At 27.7% G+C, this 17,577-nt stretch carries 10 protein-coding genes and 1 riboswitch; all 10 genes read right to left on the bottom strand.

The features are described from left to right. Window positions 1-164 precede the first annotated feature (164 nt). The 10 genes from ACYQ44_RS03620 to ACYQ44_RS03665 all read right to left on the bottom strand — a co-directional run bounded on the left by ACYQ44_RS03620 (window position 165) and on the right by ACYQ44_RS03665 (window position 17,572). Window positions 165-1,286, bottom strand: coding sequence for a KamA family radical SAM protein (locus tag ACYQ44_RS03620; protein WP_459995290.1), 1,122 nt, complete (start codon window positions 1,284-1,286; stop codon window positions 165-167). Window positions 1,287-1,436: 150 nt separating this feature from the next. Next, window positions 1,437-2,201, bottom strand: coding sequence for an ABC transporter ATP-binding protein (locus ACYQ44_RS03625; protein ID WP_459995291.1), 765 nt, complete (start codon window positions 2,199-2,201; stop codon window positions 1,437-1,439). Continuing rightward, the gene (locus tag ACYQ44_RS03630; RefSeq protein ID WP_459995293.1) at window positions 2,198-3,211 is read right to left on the bottom strand and encodes a FecCD family ABC transporter permease; all 1,014 of its coding nucleotides are present in this window, start codon (window positions 3,209-3,211) and stop codon (window positions 2,198-2,200) included. Before ACYQ44_RS03630 ends, ACYQ44_RS03625 begins: the two co-directional genes overlap by 4 nt. Further along, window positions 3,208-4,092, bottom strand: coding sequence for an ABC transporter substrate-binding protein (locus ACYQ44_RS03635; protein WP_459995294.1), 885 nt, complete (start codon window positions 4,090-4,092; stop codon window positions 3,208-3,210). The genes ACYQ44_RS03630 and ACYQ44_RS03635 overlap by 4 nt, the downstream gene beginning before the upstream one ends. A gap of 51 nt (window positions 4,093-4,143) precedes the next feature. Continuing rightward, window positions 4,144-4,314: riboswitch (cobalamin riboswitch) on the bottom strand. A gap of 83 nt (window positions 4,315-4,397) precedes the next feature. After that, window positions 4,398-7,958: an LVIVD repeat-containing protein gene (locus ACYQ44_RS03640; RefSeq protein WP_459995296.1), complete on the bottom strand. Its 3,561-nt coding sequence runs from the start codon at window positions 7,956-7,958 to the stop codon at window positions 4,398-4,400. Between the two features lie 172 nt (window positions 7,959-8,130). Beyond that, on the bottom strand, window positions 8,131-12,993 hold the full coding sequence (locus ACYQ44_RS03645) for a fibronectin type III domain-containing protein (RefSeq protein ID WP_459995297.1): 4,863 nt from the start codon (window positions 12,991-12,993) through the stop codon (window positions 8,131-8,133). A gap of 153 nt (window positions 12,994-13,146) precedes the next feature. Continuing rightward, complete coding sequence (locus ACYQ44_RS03650; protein ID WP_459995299.1) at window positions 13,147-14,832, bottom strand: carbon starvation CstA family protein; 1,686 nt, start codon at window positions 14,830-14,832, stop codon at window positions 13,147-13,149. A gap of 132 nt (window positions 14,833-14,964) precedes the next feature. Next, a complete protein-coding gene (locus tag ACYQ44_RS03655) occupies window positions 14,965-15,645 on the bottom strand; it encodes a LytR/AlgR family response regulator transcription factor (RefSeq protein WP_459995302.1) in 681 nt (226 codons plus the stop codon). Further along, window positions 15,642-17,303, bottom strand: a complete 1,662-nt coding sequence (locus ACYQ44_RS03660; protein WP_459995303.1) for a LytS/YhcK type 5TM receptor domain-containing protein — start codon at window positions 17,301-17,303, stop codon at window positions 15,642-15,644. Before ACYQ44_RS03660 ends, ACYQ44_RS03655 begins: the two co-directional genes overlap by 4 nt. Further along, a complete protein-coding gene (locus ACYQ44_RS03665) occupies window positions 17,297-17,572 on the bottom strand; it encodes a hypothetical protein (RefSeq protein ID WP_459995305.1) in 276 nt (91 codons plus the stop codon). The genes ACYQ44_RS03660 and ACYQ44_RS03665 overlap by 7 nt, the downstream gene beginning before the upstream one ends. Window positions 17,573-17,577 lie beyond the last annotated feature (5 nt).

The following is a 17,577-nucleotide window of genomic DNA, read 5'->3' on the forward strand; positions in this document are numbered from 1 at the left end:
GACTTTTTAGACGCCATATTATTCTATATTATGCTCAAAAAGCATAATAATCAAAAGTTCAAAAATATCTGAAAAAATTGCATATGAAGTCGGATATTGTTTTAATTTATTGCTAATTTTAGTATACCACTTTTAACATAAAAACAAAAGCGCCATTCGGCGCTTTATAAAAGTGGATTATCAACAACATACTCTTCTACTAATTCTTTATAATCATCAAGCCAATATGCTTCTGGATTTCTTTTATAAACCATAAATTTCCCTGCATTGTTAGGATCATGTGCTCTTTGATATCTAAAAATAATATGTTCTTTAGTCAACCCAGCTACTTCAATTTTTCCTGTTTCATGGGACATTGCAAATCTTGCTCTTTTTGCCAGACCAGATACATTCATAATAGCTTTTAAAAATATTTGGTACCCTTCTTCTATAGGCAAAGCAAAAGGTTTATTACCAGCTACTGGTCTTCCTTGGAATACATAATAGGGTGGAATGCCAATAAATGATAATTTTTTAAACAATTCCATTAAAACTCGCCAATCTGAATTAATCCCCTTTATCAATGGAGTTTGATTAGCTAATATTGCTCCTGCTTTTAATAACATATTTATCGCTTTTATTGAAACATCTGTAATTTCATTTGGATGATTAAATTGAGTCATTATATATATCTTTTTTTCATTTGTAGAATACTTTTTTATCATTTCTATTAAATCAGGATCATCAATTACTCTATACGGATTAAATGCTAACATTTTTGAACCAATCCTAATAATTTGAACATGTTCTATTTCTCTAATTTGTTTTACAATGTTTTCCAACTTTTTAGTGGATAATAATAATGGATCTCCTCCTGTTAAAAGAACATTGGTAATCTCTTTATGTTGTTTAATATATTCCAAATCATCACTTACATCTCTTACAACCTCAGCTCCAACATTTATAAATAATCTTTTTCTAAAACAAAATCTACAAAATCCTCCACATACATCATTTACAAGCAGTAAAGCTGTATCTCTGTATTTGTGTTGCAATCCTTTGCTTATAGTGTATGATTTTTCATTCGATGCATCCAATCTACCCCATTCTTCCCATTCTTCCAATTCTTCCATTTGTGGAATTATTAAACGTTTAATAGGATCATTAGGATCATCCCAATTAATTAAACTCAAATAATAGTCATTTGCCCTGAATTTAAACTTTTTTGTAACCTTTTTTAATTCTTCTCTTTCTTCTTTTGATAATTGTTCAACCTTATCAATATCAATAATATACTTTACCTTCAATTCATCCTCCTCCTTTCAATTTTTAAAAATAAAAGATTGACTCAATTCGAGCCTTAATATTAAAAATTATATCTATTGAAGTTCACTTGCAGAAATAAAAGGAAGATAATGAAGTTTGTAATAACTACAATAAAATTATATCATATTTTTTTAATATTCAAAAATAACTTGCGGTTTATCTTTAATAGGGTGTTTGACTATTATACATTCTATATTAAAAACCTCTTTCATTATTTTCTCTGTTATTATTTCTTCTGGTTTTCCAGAATATCTTATCTTGCCATCTTTAAAAATATATATTCTATCAGAATATAATGAAGCTAAATTCACATCATGAAATACAGATAAAACACTTTTATTTTTTTTAATTGATTCATCCTTCACCATTCTAATCAATTGCTGTGTATAACCAGGATCTATTTGGGATACAAATTCATCCAACAACAATATATCAGTATCCTGTACTAAAGCTCTTGTAAGCATAACTCTTTGCTTTTCCCCTCCACTAAGATAATTATATATCCTATCTTTAAATTTAAATGTATTCGTTTGTTTCATTACTTCTTCTATAATTTTTTCATCTTTTGAAAATAATGTTTCATAAGGTATTCTTCCAGAGGATATTATGCTTTCCACTGTAAAATTAAAAGAAGTAAAAAATTCCTGAGGAACTACAGATATTTTTTTAAATAATTCTTTTTTCGAATACTGTTCAATATTTTTTTGAGAAATAAAAACTTCTCCTTCATTTTTCTTTTCTAAACCCGTTATTAATTTTAAAACTGTTGTTTTACCTGAACCATTTGGCCCTATTATCGATACAAATTCTCCTTTGTTTATATACATATGCTTTATATATAAATTAAAATATCCATCATATGAAAAATGTAAGTTTTTTATTTCTAAAACTTTCATATTTTTCTTCCTCTTTTCATTATCAAAATAAAAATAGGTGCACCTACTATAGATGTTGTTACCCCTATAGGTAATTCAGTAGGTCTAAATAAATATCTAGAAAACAAATCGGCATATCCAAGAAAAACTCCACCATATATTAAAGAACCAATTGTCGAAAAATATATATTAGGACCTGTTAATTTTCTTACAAGATGAGGTATTATCAGTCCTACAAATCCTATAATTCCAGCTTTAGAAACTACAACAGAGACGGCAAAAATATTAATTGTCAAAACCAATAATTTTATCTTTTCAGGATTAATTCCAGAAAAAACAGATATATCATCTCCCATAGCAACTACTTCAATATGTTTTTTAAAAATAAAATTTACTAAAATTTGTAAAGAGAGGAAAACACTTAATATAATTAAATCTGACCAAACTATATTACCAGTACTTCCCATAAGCCAAAAATTAATATGTAAAAGATTTTGCCAAAATAAAACGGTAAATAACGTTGAAATAGAATTAAACACAAAACCAACGATAACTCCACTTAAGATTAATGATACTACAGGTATTTTTTTACCTTCTTTAGCTAAAGAAAATGTAATAAACGTTGCTAATAATGCCGAAAAAAATGCAAAACTTTCTATTCCAAAAGGTAAATTAATTCCATATACACTTTTTAATGCTGTATATATAACAGCACCAAAACTCGCTCCCGATGAAATACCTATAATGAACGGATCGGCAAGTGGATTTTTTATAATCATTTGAAAATCATTTCCCGCTATTGCTAATATAGACCCTATAAGCAATGTACCAAGAATTCTAGGTAAACGCAAATTGAAAATTATTCTATTATACAATACATTTTGTGATTTATCGAAAAATGCAAAAACTACATCTTTAAATGGTATATTCACTGTGCCTAAAGATACGAATAAAATAATAGAAAAAATTATTATTAAACTACCTAAAAAAAGGTGAAAAAACGGGGAAGATTTCCCCGTTTTTAATTTCACTTGTTTTCACTGAAGAGTTTATTTAGCTCTCCCAATAAATCTATTAATCCTGTGTTTGGTAAAGAAGCTTTATTACCATCAATAACAAACACTTTATTATTTTTTACTGCATTAACATCTTTAAATTGCTCTGCATTTACTATCAAATTGTATGCACCTTTATCTCCAGGATAATATCCTGGCACTAAAATTATATCAGGATTTTCTTTTACAACAAATTCAGGACCAACAGCAAACCACCCATTATTACCTGTATATGGTGCAGTAACATTTATACCTCCAGCATATGTAATTAATTCATTTAAATACGAACCTGTTCCACATGTCCACATTTGAGACACACTACCATATGCTGATAAATATATTACTTTTGGTTTATTTCTCCATGCAAATGTGTTTTTTGCTATGTTCAACATTCTTGCTCTTAATTTTTGTGAATAATCTTGAGCTGTTTTTTCTTTTCCCAAAATTACTCCTACAAGAGATAAATCCCTAAAAACTTCATTTAATGTAGTTGCATTTAAAACAAATGCTTTTATACCATATTTTTCTAATTTTGATACTTCACCTTCTTGAAATCCTCCTGTTAACAATACAACATCAGGATTTAAAGCTATTATTTTTTCAACATTTAAAGGCACCATATTTCCTATTTTTTCAACATCTGTTATATATGAATCAAAATCTGTAACACCAACAACTTTATCTTTAGATCCAAGCTTTACTACAAAATCTGAAATTGCAGGAGCTGCAACAACAATTCTTTCAACTTCCTTGTCAAAAACCACTACTCTGCCCAAATCATCTACCAATGTTATTGGTTGAAATGCAAATACTGACAATGCTAAAATTAATAAAACTCCCACCAATACCTTTTTCATATAATCCCTCCTATAAAAAATCTATTTTCCATCTTCTTTCCGCGAGAAGATGGAACAAATTCCTTTAAAATAGGTCTCCCGGCTTGTGGTTCTTCCTACTACCAACGCCTTCCCAGAGAAATGTTTCCAGTGGCATAAGTGTTGGTTTCGTCCCCACTCACGGTGGCGCGACCGCAACGGATTTTCACCGTTTTCCCTTACATTTTAAAGGAATTTTTATTCACTTTTCTATGATATTATAACATGAAATTCTATTAATGTAAATAGAATAAAAAAACCCCGGGAAATCCCGGGGGTTAATAAAGTTATTGATTTGCTGCTATTCCACCAATTAAATTATACCAATTTAAATCTTTAGATGGTGTATTACTGAATGGGTTTGGACCAAACTCAAAATCTGGTGTAGTATTATAATCATAATCGAAAATTAGTATTCCATTTAAAGAATCTGATAATATTGCTTTGTCAGCCCAAGCCGTTGCATCATGATATGGGGTAACATCTACTGCAGACCCCTGTGTATCATACATGTCAATTATTTTATTATTATCAGTATCCCCATCTGGATATCTTCCATCTGAATTATCTAATGATGTTAAGTTTGCAGGATCTACTTGGAATGATATAATACCTTTATTACCAGCTGCTATTAAGTAATAATCAAATCCTCCATTAGAAGCTGTGTATTCAACATCTGTTATCATAGCATCCTCAAATCTTACAGCATATTTATCAGAAGTTGTATTAGCATCTGTTGGTCCATCTTCACTAAATTTTCCATTTGCAGTATTATATTCTTTTAATACAATTCCAGCACTTCCGTCTGCTACAACAACAAAATCAGATGTATTTGATAATTCAATTGAAAATGCATAACCATCTGTATCATATCTTTCAACAAATGTTAAAGCGTCTTCCGCTGCATATGTTAATGATCCAATTCCATCATCTCCAAGAGCTGCAAATATTATGTTATTTGTTGTATCTATTGCTAAGTCTACAACTACTTTTCCGTCAACACTAACGTTTTTAACATAAGATGGAGCTCCCACAGTAGATATATCAATAACCGCTATACCAGCTGTACTATCTGCTACATATAAGTAAGTTCCAGATGTTTCAGAAGGTAATAATGAATATGCATATCCATCTGTATCAACGTAATTATTACTTAAGGCAGGCGTATCACCTGTTCCACCACTACCATCATCTAAAATATTTCCATCTCCATCACTATCTAGATCTATTACAGAAACTCCTGCTGCACCATCTGCTACATATAAATATCTAGAACCATCAAACCATATATCTTCTGCTGATCCTCTTGTTTTAATAACTGCTACTATACTTCCATCATTTTTTAATATTCTAACTCCACCTGATTTATCTGCAACAATTATAGCTACTTCATTAGCTTCTCCAGATATTCCATTGTCATTATAATCTGTTGTAATTACAATACTTCTTCTTGCATTCATTCCTACTAAACTATTTGCGTTAACTGCATCTGAATCATAAGGTGCTGATATTACGTCATCTATTATATTTAAATCAGTACCTATTTTTACCAAACCATTAAAGCTATCAAAAACATAAAGTGTAGAACCATCTATATCTAACGCTTTTGCATATCCAGATGTACCTTTTACTCCAACGTATGTAAGATCAGATTTTTTTAATTTAATTATGCCCATAGTTCCATCTGCAACAAATAGCGCATCTTCAATTGTTGAATAAACTGCATCTTCTGCATATCCAGGAGTATCGAAACTATATAATGCTATTGGATTATTCTCATCTGTAACATCATATTTTATTACTCCCTTATCTTTTGCGGTAGCATAAATGTATTTACTAGACCCCGATGCTTCAAAAACAACACTATTTATATCAACAGAATTGGAATTATTATCAGTATTTATGCTTGTTATTAATAAAGGATTTGAATAATCTGAAATATCTAATAATAACAATCCTTCTGTACCCGCTGCAACATAAGCAATTGTTCCATCATATGTTACATCATATGTTTTATCAGTTACATTATAACTTCCTAATAATTGAAAATCAGTATCCCTTGCTCCATCAACTTCAAATGTTGCTTTTAATATTTTTATACCGGAATCTTCAACAGCTGCTAAAATATAGTATTCTCCGCTATCTTCTTTTTTTACTATTTTTCTTGTTATTCCGCCAAGGGATATTTTACCACCATCTATATCAGTATTATCCGTTTCAGGTACCCCTGCATTTAAATGATATGAGATAATACCTTCACTACCATCTGCAACTAAAAGATATTTTTCCGGTGTGGATGTATCAATTTTTACTATATCATAAGCATAACCATCTGTATCTTGAGATTGTAATTGAGTCATCTTGTTCGTATAACCTGCATCGAAAATAAATATCCCTTCATATCCACCTGCTGCATAAATTCTATCTACTGGATTGATAGTAAAGCTTCTAATTGAATCAGATTCTCTGGTACCTCCTTTTGGATCTTTTGCTATTACTTTCCAATAATATGTTACCCCTGTTTGAGTAAACGTATCATTATAACTACTTGTTGTAAGATCTTTTGCATATAACGTTGTCGGATTTGAGTTTGTATCGAGATATAAATCGTATGTTATAGCATCACCATCAGGATCTACAGGAATACTCCAGGTAAAACTAACATTAGCTCCTGCTGCAAATGATGCACCATTAGCAGGTGCAGTTAAATCAAATGAACCTGGAGGTGTATTAAGTTCTGGTTTTGTTTTATTATAATTTCTTGAAAAAATAATAAAATCATATAAATCTATTTTTCCATCTGGAAAAGCTATACTATAAATATTGTTATTTTTCCAATCTCCTACAGGTGTAATTTCTGATGGATAAATATCAAAATCCGAATCGTAACTAACATCCCCAATTTTTGAGCCATAATGATCTAAAAATGCAATAAAATCATTAATATTAACGACTTTATCCTTTGATAATCCTCTACTTACATCATCGAAATCCCCTAAAAGTTTTGGATTATATATTGTAACCTCTCCAGTATGTTTATCTACACTAACTTTTTGTAAGGCATTATTCAAAAGAGTAGCATCAACTGATAAAGTTATAGTTTGTTTCGGATCAACATTTTTTGCTCTCCAATATATTTTCACCAGATCACTTGAAGCCATTGTTAACTCTTGACCATTCACTGTAGAAAATTCTATTAAAAGTTTCCCTCCTGTTTTTTCTACCGTAGCTTTGTTTATATTACTTATTAAAACATCTACACCATCACCATCTACACCTTTATTTTCTATTTCCATGAAATTTTCATCATAATAAAATTCTATACTAAATGCCTCTACTCCAGAAATATTTTCTGCATGTATTATGGACCATGTTGAGTCATTAGTCAAAACATTTGTAGCATCTGATACACTTAAACCATCTTCATATGGTGCTGTTGCTTTTGTTATTACTCTATTACTTTTTTCATCAAGTAAAGCTGCTTTAGTTATAATTTGATTTTTTTCTACATTTAAATAATTCCTTTTAATTGAAAACAATTTTTCACCTTTTACTATGTCTCTTTGTGCTCTCGAAAACATGATAATTGTTTTGTTACCTTCATTCTTAACCAACAATAACGAATCACTCTTGTCGTAAATAAATGCATCTTTTGGTATGTTTGCATTAATATCCAATTCTACTGCAGATGCGTTTACTTTTGAATAAATGTCATAGTTATTAGATAAATCCACGCTAATGTGTTTAGTATTTAATAATTCTACAGGTGCTGCTTTAAAACATCCCACAAAAATAAATGCTATAATTAGCAAAATCCCTAAAAATAAAATCCCTTTTTTGTTACGCATATTTTCACCTCCGTGTATTAAATTCCAATTTTAGTATCGTCTTTACAAAAAAAAACTTTAGTTTAATTTTAATTTTATATTAATGATAAATCACTATACATTTAGACGAATCTATTATTTTTTAGTTCAATATTTTACTATAAAAAATAGAGGTGCTTTGAAAACACCTCTGTTACTGAATTGAAATTATCCCAACATCGGAAGTATCTACTTCTAATTCTTTTCCATTTGAATCTACTATTTTAGTATTATCAGTAAATCGTAATTCTGTATTTCCAGATGATCCTATTGCCGTAAATGTTATTTTTATAATATCACTATTATTAACGTTAAATGGAGAAAAAGATAATGTTGTGATTTTTAATTTTCCATTATTAATATTAACAATTAAATTTCTTCCTGTTAATTCACCAATAAATTGAATATCGCTTTCTGAGACACTTAATTTTGTATTATCATATTTTATTTCAATATCAAAAGCCAATACATTTTCCAATTTTTGGCCATGTATTATTAATTCTCCCTGTCCTCCAGATGGAATAGTTGTGTCTTTAAAATATAATTTAGGCGTTAATGGGCCGATAGAATCTTTTACGGTAAATTTATATATATCGCTAGAATTTTCTCCACCTTTTCCATCTTTTGCTACCACTTTCCAATAATATGTTGCACCTAATTCTAAATCTGTTAAATACATAGTTGTTGTTTTTAAATCTTTTTTATATGGAACTGTAAAATTGCTTGATTTTCCAAAATACAAATCATATGTTAATGTGTCTCCATCAGGATCCGTCGCACTCCAGCTTAAAGTAACATTAGGTTCTACATTAGTTGTATTATTTAATGGCTCTAGCAATATAGGTTTATTTGGTGGATTATTTATTTCTTCAGATGTTGTAAATGAGTATATATCGCTTGATGTTTCTCCACCTTTTCCATCTTTAGCTACTACTTTCCAATAATATGTTGTATTAGTATCTAAAACCATTGAATATGTTGTATTAGTATAATCAGTTTCTATAGGAGTTGATAGGATTGGCTCAGTATTAATATAAACATCATATTTTAATGTATCTCCATCAGGGTCTGAACATTGCCACTTTAAAACTACATTATTTGAAATATTATTAGCATTATTTAACGGTTCTAATAAATTCGGTTTTAGTGGTGGATTATTTTGAACACCTTCTTTAATAACAAAAGACCATATGCTACTTTTTGAAATATTTCCTTTTTCATCAATTGCTTCAATATACCAATAATATGTACCTGCCGTAAGATTATTTATTTGATATGAATTTTGATTTAAGTTTGAGGCTAATAAATTCGGGTTATTATTGGAATCAAAATAAAGATTATAATATACATTATCCCCATCAGGATCTGATGATTCCCAAGTTAATGTTATGCTTGTTAATGATATTTCGCTCCCATCTTGTGGATAAGGATTATATGGTTTCAAAGGAGGTCTATTTTCAGGTATATTAATGTTTTTATTAATGTTACCTGTGTGTTTTTTGTCTCCTAAATATATTGGCCATGGTGAATTTCTCAAATAATTTGATTCACCATATACACCATATAAATATCCTTCTGTATTACCAAATATTATTACACCATTCACATCTATATTTGGTGAGTACTTTATTTTCTTATATTCATCGAACCATTTTAATTCACCATTATATACAATAAACTTATTTTTTGTAGTAATATATTTTGTATTCTCCATCAATATTAATGAATACAATTGCTCATCTATATTTATTTTCTCAAAAGTATCACTAATATAATAATATTTGAATATGTTACCGTTATTACTTTCAAAAACAATTGCATTATTATTATCAATTAATATACTTCCAATAATTTTTTGACTTATATTTTTTTCAAATTCTATAATTCCATATTTATTTATTGCATATATTTTATCATTAACTGCAAAATAAACATTTTCATTGTTATCCATAGATAAATAGGTGGTTATTTCTGTTGAAAAAGATATTTTAAACCTAAGATTCCCATTTTCATCATAACTATATAAATAATTATTTAACCCAAAATAGAGGTTATTTTCATAGTCTATTACTATATTTGTAGTAGGATAACCATTTAATTTAATATTCCAGATTTTATTCCCAAATGCTCCTAATTTATATAACATTCCTATATCAGTTACAACAAATATTTCACTATTATTTCCTAATGCTACAGGTTTTTTTATTGCTCCATTTAAAATTACTTTATTTGTTAATGTTCCATCAGAATTAATAATATATAACTCACCATTTTCATTTCCAATAATAATTTGATTTAAAGGGTTTAATACCACACTTGAATTAATAAATCCATTTGTATTATATTCCCAAATTTTATTTCCACTTGAATCATATGAATATACTTTTCCAGAACTGGTAGAAAAATAAATAATATTTTCATCTGAAATAACCGGTGAAAAAATTGTTGCTCCCTCTACCTTTACCTTAAATTTTTGAGATGCAGGAGAAGGTATTGTATTAAATGAATAAATATCACTTTCTGAGGATAATTCTCCATCATTAGATATTATTTTCCAATAATATTTTTTATTGTTTTCCAATTCAATCACATATGATGTTGCATGAGTTGTTGTAATAAATTCTAAATTTTCTCCTTTACCTAAATAAATATCATAACTTAATTCATCATCTTCCATATCTTCACATTGCCATTCTAATTCTAGTTTTACAGGTATTTCAACGCTCTGATTTTGTGGATATATTAATTCTGGTTTTTTTGGCGCCGTATTATTTCTTATATAAGATTCTCTATTATTGAAAATATTCTTACCAAACTTTGACCAAAAACCGCTTAATATATTTTTATCTTCAATTGAAATGGCATATAATTTATTTTCTGAAGCAAAATATAATATACCATCATTTAATAATGCATATGTAATTATTTCTCCAAAATTTTCCAAATTTAGTTTATTTTCGTTTTGTATTATTCCATTATTATAGGCTATAATTAAATTCTTATTTTCAGTTATCAGTAAGCTTTTTGAATATATATTATTTTCAATGTATGTATCTATTAAGTTGCCTTCTTTATCTATTTTAAATATTTTATCTTTACTAGATGCATAAAAATTTTCACCATCATATATTATCTCATTTTCTGGATTTTCTGATAAGCTTAATTCCCAATTTTTAATTCCTGCCATTGAATAAGAATATATCTTATTTCCTACAGAAAAGTAAATATTATAATTTTCATCGTTTGAGACCAACGAAGTGATGTTTTGAGATAGATTTATTTCTTTAAATATTTCACCTTTAGGTTTTACAATTATTATTTTCCCTTCATTACCATTATTACCTGATATTACCAAATAGCCATTTTTTATTACTAAAATTGGGGCATTTGGTAATAAATTATAATTTTTACTCCAATATAGTGAATAATTTTCTAAGGTATATACAAATATATTTCCATTATCTGTAATTACATATAAATATTTTCTATTTTGATAATCTTTATTTAATGTAATCCCGATAATCTCATCGGGTACATTTATTGTGTTAATAATTTCAAAATTATTTAAATTCACTATTTGTATTATCCCACCATTAAGAGGAATATAAATTAAATTATCGAAAATAACGCTATTTGATCTTACACCTGATAAATCTAATGAACAACATTCTGTACCATTTGTGTTTAGCTTATATATTTTATTTTCACTAACTACTATTAATCTATTATTATATATAAAGATATCTTTGATATTAGAAATATCTTTTTCCCATTGAAGATTTTTTTCTTCTTTTTTAGTCATAAAATATATTTCATCACTTGATTTTATTCCTCCATATATATCTTTTGCTACTATTTTTAAATAATAATTAGTATTATAATTCAAATTAAGATTGTATTCTTTTGAAGATATATCTGTAGCTATTTTAGTGTAATTACCTGAATAATTTCCCAAATAAATATCATATTTTAAATTATCATTATCCAAATCAATACAATTCCATTTAATTTGAATATCTTTTGGCACTATTGAGTTATTTAAAGGATATAAAATTTCTGGTTTTTCTGGATTTTGATTAACATCTTCAACAATGATGTTTAAAAGTCCACTAGAATTATCCTTAGTATCTGAAACAATTATTTGTTCTTGAATTTTTCTAGTTAAATTAGGATGCTTTACAAAATTATATCCAGGTTTGAATATATATTTATTTCCCTGAATACTAGCTCCATTATTTGTTACTATACTATATTCAAAATAATTATCCTCCATATCAGATATAAAATTACTTAAATCCAATTCAAATTCCTCATTTTCTTTAACTATAAAATCTTTTTGAGGAAAATCTATGGTAGGTGATGTATTATCTGCTGTTTTAAATTTCCATGTCTCTGATGTATTAGATGCCCCAAAAGTATCATGAGAAACAACTTTCCAATAATATAAAGCTCCTAATTTTAATTTATCTATTGTATATTCAGTATTCAGTAAATTTGTTGCAATTGGTGTAGTTAATTGACTTGATTCTGAAATATATAAATCATAAAAAACCGTATCCCCATCAAAATCCACACTTTTATTCCATTTGAAAGTTACATTATATGGATAAACATCATTTTCATTATCTGCTGGATATTGCAAAAATGATTTTATTGGCTTTGAATTTACAAAAATAGTTTCAAAAGAAACTTCTTTTTGTACTCTATTTCCTTTAATATCAATAGCTTCCAATGTCCAATGATATTTAGTATTCTCCTCCAAATCCACTTTTAAATAATTTAAAACAAGATTTTCAATCTTTTTCTTTAATATTCCATTAGAGTATAAATAAAAATTATACTTTAATATATCTTCTTCGGGATCTCTTACATCCCATTCAAAAGTAGTTTCTCCAGGATTAATTTTTTCCCCATCTCCTGGTTTCATACTTTTTATTATAGGAGGTTGATTCTGAAATATACATCCCTGAAATAAAAACAAAAACAAAATTAGAATCATTATATTTATCTTTTTCATATATATTCCTCCTATATTTTCAGACATTATATATTAAACTTTTGTTCATAATAATATTTTCATATTATTTTTCTACATTACTCTTATAATAACCTATCTTATAATAAGATAATCCCCCTACAAAATCGTAGAGGGATTATATTATTTATATTATTATATTTCTTCTTCAACAGGTTCTTCTTCTTTTCCTGCTTTGGCTATTGCTATAAAGCCTTCTATTATAATCCATAATGCAATTACAAGTGTTGCAACTGTAATGAATATTAATAATCCGTTATTTGAATTAATAAACTTATTCAAGTTCATTAATGTTGCGTATAATGTTATTACCATCATAAATAACATAGGTAATCCAGTAATCCAAATAGGTTTTTTCTTCTTTGCCAAATACACTGTACCTACTAATAATGCTAAACTTGCCAATAATTGATTTAATGCTCCAAATACTGGCCATAATATTAAAGCACCTTTACCGCCATCTGCTGATAATGCGAGGGCTAATGCCGCTAAAATAACTATCGCTGTGGAAACATATCTATTTTTTAATGGCTTAACTATTACTTCCTTATCTTTATTTGTGAATAATTCTTGTAATGCAAATCTTTGAATTCTTGCTGATGAATCCATTGTTGTACCAGCAAATGATACAATAAATACTGCCATAATTGTTTTCGCTAAATCTAAAGGAATACCATATGAATTCATTAAATTTGCTGATCCATTTATAACTGCAGACAATTTTGCTCCTAATCCACTTGCTGCTGCCCATGATGCATAATGTGATGTAAATGCTTCAATTCCTCCACCGTTCATACCCAAACCTGCTGTTACAGCAATAATAACTACTGTTGCGAGAACACCTTCTAGTATCATTCCTCCATAACCAATAGGTAATGCATCTGTTTCTTTTTCCATTTGCTTAACTGTAGTTCCTGATGCTGCCAAACTATGGAATCCAGATATAGCTCCACAAGCTATTGTTATGAAAAGTATTGGAAATAATGGTGGGGCATCTGGCACTGTTTGAAATGCTGGCGCAACAATTTTTGGATGTCCTATTATTATACCCAATACTAATAAAGCCATTGCTATTAATAATTCATGTGAATTTATATAATCTCTTGGTTGTAATAATTTATGAACAGGTAATGTTGAAGCAAGGAATACATATGCCATTAAAATATAAATCCATGTAACAACTGATATACCACTAATTGGGAATATAACCCCAATTGCAATGGTAACATACATCAAAATAACTGCAATTATTGAATAAACTGTATCATTTTTACCTTTATTATATACCATATAACTTAACCACATAGCTATAGGTATTTCCATCCATACTGGAAATACTGATTGTGGATACATATTAAACAGCAATGCTACTATTAAACCAAAAACAGCCAAAACTATCCATAATAAGAATTGTATCAAAATTAAAAATATTTTCGCTGTCCTTTCATTAATTAAATTACCTGTTAATTCACCAATAGTTTTTCCTTGATTTCTAGCGGATACAATTAATGATGTAAAATCATGAACTGCTCCCATAAATATTGAACCAAAGAATACCCATATAAATGCTGGTACCCAACCCCAAATTACACCTATTGCCGGACCAACTATAGGACCTGTACCTGCAATTGTTGTAAAATGATGTCCTAACAAAATATGTTTTTTTGTTGGGACATAATCAACACCATCTTCAAATTCTTTTGATGGAACCTGATTTTTATCGTTTAATCCAAAAATCTTTTTTGCAATCCATTTACCATACGTATTATATGCCAACCAATAACCTATGAAAGCTAAAACTGCCAAAAGTAATGAATTCACTAAAATTCCCCCTTTCTTATATTTATGTGTGATTAGTATATCAGATGATATGTTAATTTAACAATTAAACATACAAAAAAATGACCTGAATGGTCATTTTTTTGTATTAAATGTTATTTAATTTTCTTGACATCATATATTAAGCATATTTCTAACATCTTTCATGTGGGTTTTACCTATAGGGATAATTTTATTATTTTTCATCTGAAGAGAATTAAGACCCTTTATAAATTTCTCCACATAATTTAAATTGATTATATACGACTTATGAATTCTTAAAAAATTATATGGTAATTCTTTTTCTAATTTATTTAAATTTTTAAAATGTTTAAGAATATATTCATTATCAATCGTTATAACCTGTATTTTTTTATCAAAATATTCAAAAAAACATACTTCATCAAAATCTAAAAATACTATTTCATTATTATTTTCAACTGCTATTTTATTCAATTTAGTTTCTTTAAATATTTCCTCAATTCTATTTATTGTTTCTATAAATCTAGCTTCTGAAATAGGCTTTGTTAAGTAATCCAATGCCTTTACTTCAAAAGCATCCACTGCATACTCTGAATATGCCGTTACAAATACAATTTTATATTTTTCAAGATATTTTGAAGCTTTTATTCCATTCATTTTTGGTAATTCGATATCAAGAAATATAACATCAACGCTATTTTTCTCTTTGCTTTTTAAAAACTTTTCGACACTTTCAAAACATCCTAGAATTTCAAATGATGTCATTTCTTCAATTAAATCTTTCAAAGCCTCTCTTGCATAATATTCATCATCTATAATGGCTACTTTTATCATATTATTACTTCACCAACTTTTTCTTTTATTATAATTTCTACTATTGTTCCACTGAATATTCCATTCTTTATTGATAAATTATAATTTTCCCCGTATAAAGAAGATAATCTGTTTTTTATAAGTGTTAGACCCTTCCCTTTAGACTTATTATTTAAGATTCCTTTACCATTATCTTTTACTGCTATATAAATTTCATCAACCCTTTCTTCTATTGATATTTCAATTATTAATTTTTTATCGTTCATTCCATGTTTAATTGAATTTTCTACTAAGGGCTGCAAAAGAAATGGTGGAATTTTTTTTTCTTTTATATTCCCTATATAATCAATCACATAATCCAGTTTATCTTTAAACCGCAATTTCATTAATTCAAGATAGTCAACTGTAAATTTTACCTCTTCTTTTATATTTACTAATCTAGAATTTTCATATAATGTATATCTTAACAAATCTGATAAATTATCAATAAACCTATTTACTTTTTTCGGATCTGTTTTTGAAATATATTTTATTGCATTTAATGTGTTAAAAAGAAAATGTGGACTTAAATTGGACATTAATTCTCTTAGTTTTTCTTCTGTTGCTAATTTTAAATCTTCATTAATTTGATAAATCGAAATTATTAATGATAAAATTTGTGCAAGTTTTTTACCAAATATAATATCAGAATTTTTTATAGAATTTTTTTTAGAATAATATAATTTTAATGTTCCAATTAATTCTTCATTTATATCTCTTAATGGAACTATTATGGCAGAATGCAAAGGACAATCTTTTTTTTCACAATTAATTCCTTTTTTCCCTATAATCTTCAAACCTTGCCCATTTTTTATAACTCTTTTTGTGGCTTCTGTTTTTATACTTAATCCAGAATAATGATGATCTTCTCCTATACCAACGTGAGCAAGTATTTTTCCCTTGTCTGTTAATGAAACTGCCTCAAAATCTGTATTATCTAATATTGCAACAGCGATATCTTTAGCACTATCTTCATTAAAACCTTTTTTTATCGTATTTAAACTACTTTCCATTATAACAAATATAGAGTTAATTGTATTTTCTGTAGTAAATTCAAGTTTTTCTTCCATATTTATTATCATAAAGTTTAGGAATGATATACCCAATGCATTTGTAATAACCATAGGAAATAATATATTAAACGTTATATCATAAGCTAAATTAAATGGTTTTACCATTATCAATACATATGTTAAATGAATTATTTCTATAACAATTGTATAAAAAAGTGCTCTAAAAAAAGTAAAATGTTTTCTTCCATAATATTGTGATATTAATCCACTTATTATTCCTGCAGTTAATGTTCCAAAAAAACAAGGAATAGCCGTAATACCTCCAATAAAAAGCCTATGAGTTGCTGAAATTAATGCGGCAATAATTCCAGAAGGTATTCCACCTAACATCCCTGCAAGTATTACACCAATATCTCTATAATTTACTATAGCACCGTTATATTTTACTCCAAAAATTGTTCCTAAAATTCCTAATAACCCTCCAATAATACCAAGTATAATCCTATTTTTGGCAACTAACGTTTTGCCAAAAAGTTTTTTAATAAAGTATGTTTGAAAAATAATATAAGTTATAACTAATATCAATGATACTCTTTCAAGTAAAACCAAACTAATGTTTTCTAACATGGGTCTCTCATCATCGCCCTATCTCCAAAATCCCCCAAATCTTTTAATTCACATTCTTTTAGTTCTTTTGCTTTTCTTTTTGCTTCCTTATAAAAATTTAACGTTTCATTTATTTCCACATTAGATAACTCGCCTAACATTTCTTTTGCTTTTCCTTGTGGAGATTTCGAAGTAAATACTATTACTTTTTCATATTGATTTATAACTTTTTTTATACTTCTAATATCAATAACTCCTACTCCAAATCCATATAAAATTAAAGTTTTCATCATAT

The organism is Marinitoga arctica (assembly GCF_054657315.1).